This is a genomic window from Bradyrhizobium sp. STM 3843 (genome assembly GCF_000239815.1).
In the GTDB taxonomy this organism is placed as follows: Bacteria; Pseudomonadota; Alphaproteobacteria; order Rhizobiales; family Xanthobacteraceae; genus Bradyrhizobium.
On record NZ_CAFK01000254.1, the window covers coordinates 1 to 11,112 of the forward strand.

General features: G+C 64.8%; 10 protein-coding genes. 5 read left to right on the forward strand and 5 right to left on the reverse strand.

Annotation, left to right across the window (positions count from 1 at the left end; genetic code table 11):
• Positions 1–448 precede the first annotated feature (448 nt).
• Positions 449–2,227: a NirA family protein gene (locus BRAS3843_RS26115; protein ID WP_008972102.1), complete on the forward strand. Its 1,779-nt coding sequence runs from the start codon at positions 449–451 to the stop codon at positions 2,225–2,227.
• Entirely contained in the window at positions 2,224–3,831 is a 1,608-nt protein-coding gene (locus BRAS3843_RS26120; protein WP_008972103.1) for a sulfite reductase subunit alpha, read from the forward strand. The genes BRAS3843_RS26115 and BRAS3843_RS26120 overlap by 4 nt, the downstream gene beginning before the upstream one ends.
• A gap of 319 nt (positions 3,832–4,150) precedes the next feature.
• Here BRAS3843_RS26120 and BRAS3843_RS26125 read toward each other — a convergent pair whose 3' ends face one another.
• From BRAS3843_RS26125 to pxpB, 3 genes are read right to left on the reverse strand one after another with little or no spacing between them, the layout of a single operon-like run.
• Positions 4,151–4,921 (reverse strand): 5-oxoprolinase subunit PxpA, encoded by a 771-nt coding sequence (locus BRAS3843_RS26125; protein ID WP_008972104.1) that lies wholly within the window; start codon positions 4,919–4,921, stop codon positions 4,151–4,153.
• Between the two features lie 37 nt (positions 4,922–4,958).
• Positions 4,959–5,996, reverse strand: a complete 1,038-nt coding sequence (locus BRAS3843_RS26130; protein ID WP_008972105.1) for a biotin-dependent carboxyltransferase family protein — start codon at positions 5,994–5,996, stop codon at positions 4,959–4,961.
• The gene (pxpB, locus tag BRAS3843_RS26135; RefSeq protein WP_008972106.1) at positions 5,993–6,724 is read right to left on the reverse strand and encodes a 5-oxoprolinase subunit PxpB; all 732 of its coding nucleotides are present in this window, start codon (positions 6,722–6,724) and stop codon (positions 5,993–5,995) included. Before pxpB ends, BRAS3843_RS26130 begins: the two co-directional genes overlap by 4 nt.
• Positions 6,725–6,968: 244 nt before the next feature.
• On the opposite strand from pxpB, the gene BRAS3843_RS26140 reads away from it, so the two are divergent.
• Entirely contained in the window at positions 6,969–7,667 is a 699-nt protein-coding gene (locus BRAS3843_RS26140) for a ribonuclease activity regulator RraA (RefSeq protein ID WP_008972107.1), read from the forward strand.
• 54 nt (positions 7,668–7,721) lie between these two features.
• Positions 7,722–8,129, forward strand: a complete 408-nt coding sequence (locus BRAS3843_RS26145; RefSeq protein ID WP_008972108.1) for a cupin domain-containing protein — start codon at positions 7,722–7,724, stop codon at positions 8,127–8,129.
• Between the two features lie 111 nt (positions 8,130–8,240).
• Here BRAS3843_RS26145 and BRAS3843_RS26150 read toward each other — a convergent pair whose 3' ends face one another.
• Positions 8,241–9,026: a DUF2147 domain-containing protein gene (locus BRAS3843_RS26150; protein ID WP_035982803.1), complete on the reverse strand. Its 786-nt coding sequence runs from the start codon at positions 9,024–9,026 to the stop codon at positions 8,241–8,243.
• 106 nt (positions 9,027–9,132) lie between these two features.
• On the reverse strand, positions 9,133–9,612 hold the full coding sequence (locus tag BRAS3843_RS26155) for an Lrp/AsnC ligand binding domain-containing protein (RefSeq protein WP_008972110.1): 480 nt from the start codon (positions 9,610–9,612) through the stop codon (positions 9,133–9,135).
• A gap of 147 nt (positions 9,613–9,759) precedes the next feature.
• Here BRAS3843_RS26155 and BRAS3843_RS26160 point away from each other — a divergent pair, with 147 nt between their 5' ends.
• A complete protein-coding gene (locus tag BRAS3843_RS26160) occupies positions 9,760–10,779 on the forward strand; it encodes a 1-aminocyclopropane-1-carboxylate deaminase (RefSeq protein WP_008972111.1) in 1,020 nt (339 codons plus the stop codon).
• Positions 10,780–11,112: the final 333 nt, after the last annotated feature.

Genomic DNA, 11,112 nt, shown 5'->3' on the forward strand with positions numbered 1-11,112 from the left:
CGGATCAGGCGCCGGCAATTGGCGCCTTCGCCGGGCCGCCCTTCGCGGCGGACGATGTTCTGGGGCATCTGAAGGCCTTCAAGATCGGCCGCTGGACCGCCTGAGGCGAGCGCACGGAAACGAGGCAGGGGCTCAAGCCGACTAGTTTTTGTGCTGACTGCCCAATTGCCGTGAGCTCGCCGCTCCGAGCCGCATGAAGTGATTCGATCACACCGTTGATTTTTCAAGATATTTTTTGGTGCCGCAGCTGGCACGCAATTTGAATATTGCAGTGCGGTCAGCCGCCGCAGATGCCGTTGACCGCAATCCATGTCGGATTTCCGCAGCAACGAAGCTGGTCGGACCGCCCCCTCAGATCGCCTCGGCACATGCCGATCGGTCGAGACGTGGTCAGTTTCCCAATTCCTTTGATGCCACTTGACGTGGCCGCAGGAGCTTCGTCGCGATCATGAAAATCGAAACGCTCTCAGTCGACTTCACCGACGAGCAGAAGCGCTATCTGGAAGGACTTGCCGCCGGCCTCAAGGTCAGCCAGGCAGGCCGCGCCGTCGGCGGCAGCTCCGCACCTGCGGAGCCGACCGGGCCTGACGCCATCCACATCAAGGCGCAGGACAGGGTGATCGCGGCCGGCAAGAAGCTTGCCGACCAGGAGAAGTTCAAGCGCGAGCTGCATCCGTTCGACGCCTATGAGCGGCTCAAGGAGCAGGCGCGCAGCAATGCCGCGCCGTCGGGGGCCGACAATTTCCGCTGGCGCTATTACGGGCTATTCCACGTGGCCCCGGCACAGGATTCCTACATGTGCCGGCTGCGCATTCCGAACGGGATCATGAAGCACTGGCAGTTGTCGGGCTTGGCCGACCTCGCCGAGCAGCTCTGCGGGCCCTACAGTCATGTCACCACCCGCGCCAATCTGCAGCTGCGTGAGATCCCGCCCAAGCATGCTGTGGCACTGCTCGAGGGCATCCAGGAGTTGGGGCTGTGCTCGCGCGGCTCCGGCGCCGACAACATCCGCAACGTGACGGGCACGCCGACTGCCGGCATCGATCCGCAGGAGCTGTTGGACACGCGCCCCTACGCGCGCGAATGGCACTATCACATTCTCAACGACCGCTCGCTCTACGGGCTGCCGCGCAAGTTCAACGTCGCCTTCGATGGTGCCGGCAAGATCGCCGCCCTCGAAGACACCAACGACATCGCCTTCTCGGCGGTGGAGGTGAAGGACGGCTTTGGGGGCGAGGCGGGAATTTGGTTCAAGCTCGGCGTCGGCGGCATCACCGGGCACAAGGATTTTGCCAAGCCGACCGGGATCGTGGTCAGGCCGGAGGAGGCCACCGCCGTGGCGGATGCCATCGTGCGGGTCTTCATCGAGACTGGTGATCGCACCAATCGTCTCAAGGCGCGGCTCAAATACGTGCTCGACAGCATGGGCGTGGACAAGTTCATGGAGGCGGTCGAGGCGAAGCTCGACCGCAAGCTTGCGCACGTGCCGGAGGAGGCGCTGCTTCCGCGGCCTGAAGCCGACCGCATGGCCCATATCGGGGTGAACAAGCAGAAGCAGGTCGGGCTGAACTGGATCGGCGTGGTGCTGCCGGTCGGCAAGCTCAGCTGCGCGCAGATGCGTGGGCTTGCCAAGATCGCCCAGGACCTCGGCGACGGCGAAATCCGACTGACCGTCTGGCAAAACCTTTTGATCTCAGGCGTGCGTGACGAAAATGTCGCGTTGGCGAGCGCCGCGATCGAGCAGATTGGCTTGTCGGTGCAGGCGTCGCAGATCCGCGCCGGCCTGATCGCCTGCACCGGCAATGCCGGTTGCAAGTTCGCGGCGTCGAACACCAAGCGCCATGCCGCCGAGATCGGCGACTGGTGCGAGAGCCGGGTTGGAATCGACACGCCGCTCAACATCCATCTGACGGGCTGTCATCATTCCTGCGCCCAACACTACATCAGCGATATCGGCCTGATCGCGACGAAGGTGCCGGTTGGCGACAGCGACGACACTGTCGAAGGCTACCACCTGTTCGCCGGCGGCGGATTTGGGCCGCAAGCCGAGATCGGCCAGGAGGTCTATCGCGATCTCAAGGCCGAGGATGCGCCGCGCACCGTCGAGAAGCTGCTCAAGGCTTATCTCGCCCATCGCGCCTCTCCAGACGAAACATTCCTGACATTTGCCCGCCGGCATGACGGCGAAACCCTGCGCAAGCTCGCCGAAGCTGAGGTGTCCGCATGAACCAGATCACGCCGCCGTCCAAGATCGAAATCATCCCGCCCGGCGCGCCATTCTCGGACGCGCAGCGCGCCTGGCTGAACGGCTTCCTCGCCGGCGCCCTTGGGTTCGACGGCTCGGTCCCGCTGTCGCCGGCGCAGAATGGCGCGGTGCTGGCGCCGTCGGGCGAGGTCGATGACGGCGAAGAGCCTTGGCACGACCAGACCCTGCCGATCGCCGAGCGCATGAAGCTGGCCGAAGGGCGCCCCTTGCGCCGACGGATGATGGCGGCCATGGCGCAGCAGGATTGCGGCCAGTGCGGCTACAATTGTCGCGACTATTCGGAGGCGATTTCCAGCCGCAGCGAGGCGCGGCTCAATCTCTGCGTCCCTGGCGGCAAGGAAACCGCGCGGATGCTCAAGACACTCCACGAAGAGCTGGACAAAGCGCCTGAGACCGCCAAGCCATCCAAGGAGCCGGCATCGTCGGCGAAGGTATCGGTGGTCGTGAGCGAGCCCGGCCGCTCGCGAGACAATCCGGTCGAAGCGACCTTCCTGTCGCGCCGGCTTCTCAACAAGCCCGGCTCGGAGAAGGAAACGTGGCACATCGAGTTCGATCTTGCTGAGAGCGGCCTCGACTATGTCGTGGGCGATTCCTTCGGCATCTTTGCCAGGAACGATGTGGGCCTCGTCGACCAGATCATCGCGCTGCTTGGCGCCTCCCATACCACGGAGGTGAGAGGCAAGACGCTGCGGGAGTGTCTGATCGAAGACGTCTCGTTGTCGCCCGCCCCCGACACGCTGTTCGAGTTGATCTCCTTCGTGACCGGCGGCGCCATCAGGGAAAAGGCGCGGCGCCTGGCGCAGGGCGAGGATCCCGATGGCGACGCCGCGACGCTGGACGTGATGGCGGTCTTGCAGAAGTTCTCCGGCGTCCGGCCGCATCCGGAAGCGTTCATCGAGGCGCTGGAGCCGTTGCAGCCGCGGCTCTATTCGATCTCATCGTCGCACAACGCGACGCCAGGCAAGCTCTCCTTGACCGTCGACAGCGTCCGTTACGTCATCGGCAAGCGCAAGCGGCTCGGGCTCGCGTCGACCTTCCTCGCTGAGCGCATCAATCCAGGCGACAAGGTCAAGGTCTATGTGCAGAAGGCGCACGGCTTCGCGCTGCCGGCCGACCCCAGGACTCCGATCATCATGGTCGGGCCCGGCACCGGCATCGCTCCGTTCCGAGCCTTCCTGCTGGATCGCCGGGCAGCGGGCGCGCCGGGCAAGAACTGGCTGTTCTTTGGCCATCAGCGCTCGGATTGCGATTTCTTCTATGCAGATGAGCTCAACGCAATGAAGACGTCGGGGCTGCTGACGCGCCTGGCGCTCGCCTGGTCCCGCGACGGCGAGAAGAAGTTCTACGTCCAGGACCGGATGCGCGAGGTCGGCCGCGAGGTATGGAACTGGCTCGCCGAAGGCGCGCATCTCTACATCTGCGGCGATGCCAAACGCATGGCCAAGGACGTCGAGCGCGCGCTGGTCGATATCGTCACCCAGTTTGGCGCGCGGTCGACTGACGAGGCGGTCGCGTTCGTCGGGGAACTTAAGAAGAAGGGCAGGTTCCAGCTGGACGTGTATTGAGGCCGCTCGGCCCCGAAAGATCGGGGCAAGGAAATTCTCAACTGCGGAACCGGGCGAGAATTTTTTCACAAGACCGGAACCGTAGGGAGGGGGATCGTCGTTATTTCGCCGGTTGTCTTGCACCCGGCCGCGAGAACGCTTTTCTCATGACCGGAAATTCAGGAGGCCGGTCATGCGGATGTCGTCAGCGCCCTTACGTCAGATGCAAACGCGAAGCGCCGAGCGCGTCGGCGCGGCATGGCCGGTCGTTGCGTTTTTCAGTGCCTTTGCCCTGATCGCGGCAATCACGCTCGGCACCGCCTCTGTTCACCCGTTCTGACTACGGCGCCGTCTTGAACGGCGCCACCTTGATACCGGCAGCATCCAGCGCATTGCGCACCTCGCGGGCGATCTCAACCGCCCCCGCGGTGTCGCCGTGAATGCAGACCGTGTCGGTGCGCATCTTGATGACCTTGCCGGTTACCGACACGACCGCACCATCCTGAACCATGCGCACCACGCGATCGGCGATCACCTTGGGATCATGCAGCACCGCGCCTGGCTTGCTGCGCGACACCAGGAGGCCGTCATCGCCATAGGCGCGGTCGGCGAACACCTCATGCACCATCGGCAGGTTGGCCTTCTCACCGGCCTGCACTAGCCTGGAATTGGCGAGCACGACGAAAATCAGGTTCTGGTCGACGGCCTTGATCGCGCTGGCGATCGCGTTTGCGGTCATGTCATCCTCACAGGCGACATTGGACAGCGCACCATGGGCCTTCACATGCGTGACCTTATAGCCCGCGGCGGTCGCGATCGCCTGCAGCGCCCCGATCTGATAGGCGACGAGATTCTCGATCTCCGATGATTTCAGGCCCGGCACCGGGCGCCGGCCGAAGCCGTGCAGATCGCGATAGCCCGGATGGGCGCCGACGCTGACGCCGTGCGCCTTCGCCATCTCCACCGTCTTGCGCATGATGTCGGCATCGCCCGCGTGGAAGCCGCAGGCGACGTTGACCGAGGTGGCGAGCTCGATCATCGCGGCGTCGTTGCCCATTTCCCAGGGACCGAAGCTTTCGCCGAGATCGCAGTTCAGATCGATGGTTGTCATGGCATGGGCCTCGTCAGAGTTGGGTGATGGGCTGGCCTTAATCCGGCGTCACCGTGAGCCAGGTCGCGGGATCGGTGGCACTCACCGCTGTGCCCGCGACGTTCGCGCTGAACAGTGTATCGAGATTGAGATCGGTGTTCACGACCTCGCTGACACGATCGGCCAGGCTGCGCAGCAGATCCGTGAACTTGCACAGCTCAGCCTGCGCCTCGGCCATCGTCACGGCCGCAAACCGAAACGCCGTTCCTGCCGGGGTCTGTGCCAGCCGGCCGTAGTCAGCGGTGATGACCGTCGCGATCTTGGGGTAGCCGCCGCTGGTGCCACGATCGGACATCAGGACGATCGGCCCGCCGCTGCCGGTGACCTGGATGCTGCCATCGACGGTGCCGTCGGAGACGATGTTGTGACCGTGAATGTGCCGGATCGCGGGGCCCTCGAGCCGATAGCCCATGCGGTCGCTGGTGGCCGAGATCTTCCACTCACTGTCGAGAAACAGCGCCTTCATCTCGTCGGTGAACTCGTCGTCCTGCGGTCCCATCACGACCCGGATCGGGCCGGTGAATGGCTTGGGCAGCTCGATCCTGCGCTCGATGACGTCGCCAACCGATTTGGCCTCCAAGACGTCACCGGCCTGGAGCGGGCGCGGATAGGGGCTGCCGAGGCCGGCGCGCGCATTGACGGACAGGCTGCCGAACACCGCTTCGCCGGCAATGCCGCCTTCGATCGCGAGATAGCTGAACGAAGCGCCGCGCGCGAAACCGAGTGTCAGGGTCTCGCCGTCGGCGAGCGTCATCGATGTATTGACCTCGACCGGACGCTTGGCGATGTCGGCCGGGCGCGGCGCGCCCGCCAGGCTCACGCGCACGGCGCCGCCCTTGGCGGTGAAGGCCGCACCGAATGGTCCAATCTCGATTGCGGCGGCGAGCGGTGCGTTGCCGACCAGCGCATTCGCGGCCGCCAGCGACAGCTTGTCCATCGCGCCGGATGGCGTGAGGCCATAACGCTGAGCCCCGAAGCGGCCGCCGTCCTGAATGGAGCTTGCCGGACCGATGCTGGAGACGACGAGCTTGCTCATGCCGCGATCCGCTCGGCGATGATTTCGCCGGCGGCGGCGGCGCGCTCCTGCTCAGTGAACATCTTGATGTCGACGGCGTAGAACGTCACCTCGTCGCCCGGCTCGAGCAGAAACGTCGGTTGCCGATGCAGCTGATAGGTCCGCACGGGCGTACGTCCGAGCAGGTGCCAGCCGCTTGGGCCGGCGAGGCATTGAATGCCGGTCTGGATGCCGCCGATCGCGATCGTGCCCGCAGGGGTCAAGAGGCGCGGGCTCTCGCGCCGCGACATGTGCAGGAACTTGTCGAGTCCCGAAAGATAGGACCAGCCCGGCGTGAAGCCGATCATCGCCACGCGATAACGGCCAGCTGCATGGCGCGCTGCGATATCGTCCGGCGTCGTGCTCAGCGCCTTCGCAACGTCCTCCAAATCAATACCGTTCTCGCCGCCGTAGCAGACGGGAATGCGCCAGCGCCGCGTCGTGGCTTCCAGCGCAAGCGGGCCGCTCGCGCGTACGAGCAATTGTGGGCCGAGCGCGTCGTAGTCGATCACCAGGGGGTCGTAGTGCACCAGCAGCGAACGATAGGTCGGCACCGTCTCGGTGATGCCAGCAATCGGCGCTGCCGAAAGCGCGCGATCCAGCGCAAGCACCTTGCGGTTGGCCGTGTCATCGATGGTGCGGCTGAACTCGACCGTGATGGCGCTATCGCCACTGGGCAGCAGGCGAGGGGGTGGAAGCGTGTCGGCCATGGCCTCTGGAACGTCAGCGATCGATGGTTCTGCTGTAGCCTCTTTTCGCCGCGAGCGGAATTGGTTCACGCGAAAATCTGTCGTTAGTTCAATAAATTAAACCGATGTCGTGCGATAAATCGGCTTTATCGCGCGCCTGGATGACACCATCCGTTGAACGCGTGGCAGCGGCCCTTGACGCTGGCGCCGCGCCCCGCAAGATGCGCGCGCATATCTCATCCTCCATTGGAGCCGAAGTCCGAAGATGTCCCTGACCCCCGAAGCGATCGCCATCCTTTCCAACGTCACCACCGCGACCATCACCACGGTCCTGCTCAAGAAGGGATTGCGAAACGTCTGGATGCGCGGCGCCCGTCCGCTGCGGCCGGGACAGAAGCGGCTGGTCGGGCCCGCCTTCACCCTGCGTTTCGTCCCGGCGCGCGAGGATCTGGCGACCCCGGAGTCCTGGGCCTCGCCGATCTCGACCCGGGCTGCGATCGAGGCGATGCCCGAAGGCTGCATCGCCGTGGTCGATGCGATGGGCACCAAGGACGCCGGCATCTTCGGTGACATCCTCTGCGCACGCATGGTCAAGCGCGGCGTCGCCGCGCTGATCACCGACGGCGTCGTACGCGACCTCGAGGGCGTGCTCGGCACCGGATTGCCGGTGTGGTGCGATGGCTATGCCGCGCCGCCCTCGGTCGCCGGTCTCACCTTCGTCGGCTGGGGCGAGGCGGTCGGCTGTGGCGGCGTCGCGGTGTTCCCGAATGACGTCGTGGTCGCCGATCAGGACGGCGCGGTGCTGATCCCGCAGGCGCTGCTCGACCACGTGCTGGCCGAGGGCCCGGAGCAGGAGCGCATGGAGGCCTGGATCGTCGATGAGGTCAACAAGGGCGCGGTGCTGCCCGGTCTCTATCCGATGAATGCGGAGACCAAGGCGCGCTACGCTGCGTCGAAGAAGTGAGCTGACAGAGCAATCCAAGGGCAAATCGAAGCGCAAGCAGGACGAGGAAACGTCATGGTTGATATCTATCCCGCGGGTTCGCGCCCGACCCGCCGGGCTCCGGCGGAGAGCTTCACCGGCACGGTCTGGCAGGACCCGATCATCACGCCGCAGGCGCCGGCGCGCGTCGCGTCGGCGCGCGTGGCCTTCGAGCCTGGTGCACGTACTGCGTGGCACACCCATCCGCTTGGCCAGACGCTCTACGTGATTCAGGGCGTCGGCCGGGTGCAGGCCAAGGGCGAGCCGGTTCGCGAGATCAAGGCCGGCGACGTGGTCTGGATTCCGCCGGGCCAGAAGCACTGGCACGGTGCCGCTCCGACCACGGGCATGGTTCACGTCGCGATGCATGAATCGCTCAACGGCGAGCACGTGACCTGGATGGAGCACGTCACTGACGAGGAATACGCGACCCCGGTCGGCTGAGACTGCGGTCTGCCATTGAGAGCGTCCGGACCGCGCGGCTGAGATGGCTGCGCGGTCCAGCCGCTCGACGGGCCTTGCCGCCGCCGTCGGTAGAGATACGGCGGCTTCATCTCAGTTGACCCGCGTCCAGGTCTGGCCGCCGCAGAACATGCCGCCGAGCGCACAGCCCTGCACCCGCAAGGCATCCGGGCCCTTCAGCGCGATTGTGGAATCATAGGTGCTGCCGCTGTCGGGATCGAAGATGCGGCCGGTCCATTTCTTGTCGGCGCCGGGTCGCATGTTGATCAGGATCTGCTCGCGGTTCTCGTTCGATTTCTCGTCGACGGCGTAGCCGCAGAGATTGGCGCCGCAGGGCTCGATGCGGATCTTGCCTTCCTTCTCCTCGGTGAGCCAGACGCCGATCGGCGAGCTGGGATCGCGCGCCGGAGCCGGCGTGGGGGCAGCAGCAGGAGCCGGGGCCGTGGCCGGCGCGGCCGCCAAAGCTGCGGCCGGCGCGCTACCGGGCGCTTGGGGCGGACGTGGCGGAGGAAGTGGAATCGAAGTGGAGGGTGGCGCGGGTACCGCCGGCGACGATGTCGCAGCAGGTGATCCAGCCGTCGCCGGTGCCGGCTGTGTATTGGCGGTTGGCGGGGCAGCGGTGGTCGGAGCCGCATCAGCGGCTGGCGGCGCAGGATCCGTCGCGGACGGCGGCTGTGTCGCCGGCTTCCGCGCAGCGTCCTGATCGTGCTTGGCCCGCTTCGGCTTCTTGGCGCCGGTGTTGTCGAACACCCCTGGGATCGACACCGTGCCGCGGTCGGGATCGATGCGGATGGTCTTGCCGCCGTAATCGATGGTGTACTGCGCCTGAGCAGCATTGCTCGCGAGCAAAAGCGCGGCGAAAGCCAACAGCCTTTTCATGATGCCTCCGGCGCCTAACCTCTCTGCGACGTGATCCACGTCACGCTCCCTGCTTAAGTCTTAAACGCAACCGCAGCGGTTCAATGAACGCTCCCGTCGGCCGCTCTCAGAAATCCAGCGGCGCATTGTCGACGACCTCCTTCATCACGAAGAAGGTGCGGGTCTGGCGTACGCCCGGCAGCGAGATCAGCTGATCGCCGTGCAGGCGGTTGAAATCGTGGATGTCGCGGACGCGGATCTTCAGGAAGAAATCGAAGTCGCCGGCGACCAGGTGGCAGTCCAGCACGAATTTGAGCTTCTTGATCGCGGCCTCGAAGGTGCGGAAGCTTTCCGGGGTCGAGCGATCCAGGACGACGCCGACCAGCACCAGGGCGCTGCGCTCGACTTTCTCCGGCGCCACCTCGGCGCGCACGCTTCTGATGTAGCCGTCCTCGAACAGCCGCTGCGTGCGCCGGTGACAGGTGGCCGGGCTGACGTTCACCGCTTCCGCCAGGTCGGCATTGGTCATGCGGCCGTCCCGCTGCAACAGCTGCAGGAGCTTGCGGTCGATCCGATCGATCGGATCCGAGATGGAAGAGTCTTTCATATTATTGGCTTTGCAATGGATAATATCTCTACTTGATCGCATTTGGCGAATAAAAGCACATATTTAATCCCGAACAAAGAGAGCACCTTTCTTGGCTTTGCTCTTATGCTTTCGAGGTGATTTCCCCTCCAAGCAGCGAGATGTCAGGTGCTTCGGCTCGACAAGTTCAAGAAATATCCGCTTACCTACGGTCCCACGCCGATCGAGCATCTGCCGCGGCTGACCGCGGCCCTCGGTGGCAAGGTCCAGATCTACGCCAAGCGCGACGACTGCAATTCGGGGCTCGCGTTCGGCGGCAACAAGCTGCGCAAGCTCGAATACATCGTGCCCGATGCGATCGAGTCCAACGCGGACACCCTGGTCTCGATCGGCGGCGTGCAGTCGAACCACACCCGCATGGTCGCGGCCACCGCCGCCAAGATCGGCATGAAATGCGTGGTGGTCCAGGAAAGCTGGGTGCCGCATGAGGACGCGGTCTATGACCGTGTCGGCAACATTCTGCTGACCCGCCTGATGGGCGCCGACAGCCGCATCGTGCCTGACGGTTTCGACATCGGCATTCGCAAGAGCTGGGAAGAGGCGATCCAGTCGGTCAAGGATGCCGGCGGCAAGCCCTACGGCATCCCGGCGGGTGCTTCCGTGCACAAATTCGGCGGGCTCGGCTATGTCGGCTTTGCCGAGGAGGTTCGCAAGCAGGAGGCCGAGCTCGGGTTCAAGTTCGACTACATCATCGTCTGCGTGGTCACCGGCTCGACCCAGGGCGGCATGATCGTCGGCTTCGCTGCTGATGGCCGCGGCGATCGCGTGATCGGCATCGATGCTTCCGGCACGCCGGCGCAGACGCGCGCCCAGGTGCGCGAGATCGTCGACAACACTGCCGAGCTGGTCGAGCTCGGGCGCAAGGTTCGCGACGACGAGATCGTGATCCTCGAGGATTATGCTTATCCGGCCTATGGCGTGCCGAGCGCGGAGACCAATGAGGCCATCCGCCTTGCCGCACGTACCGAAGCCATGATCACCGACCCCGTATACGAAGGCAAATCCATGCAGGGCATGATCGACCTCGTGAAGAAGGGCTACTTCCCGGAAGGAGCGAAGGTGCTCTACGCCCATCTCGGCGGCGCGCCTGCGATCAACGGCTATAGCTACACGTATCGGAACGGGTGAGGGCGGTCTGAGCGGCGCTCGTCTCGTCGCGAAGAGCTTAAGCGCTCCAACACACTCCGCCGTCGTCCCGGCCTCGAGCCGGGACGCATAACCACCGGAAGAGCTGTTCCGGTGTCCTGCATGTCCCGACCTGCCACAAACGACGGCCTGTGAGTATGGGTCCCGGCTCGAGGCCGGGACGACACCGTGTATGTCGCGCGGGCGTCCACTCATGACCTCGCCTTCTCGCGGCGCCCATCGGCGTCCGAGTGATCAATCAGTCGTTACCCTCTGATAAGGAAGAGGGCGCAGGGAATGCCGGGTGAAGGCCTCACCCATGGCCCGCCTGCAGAA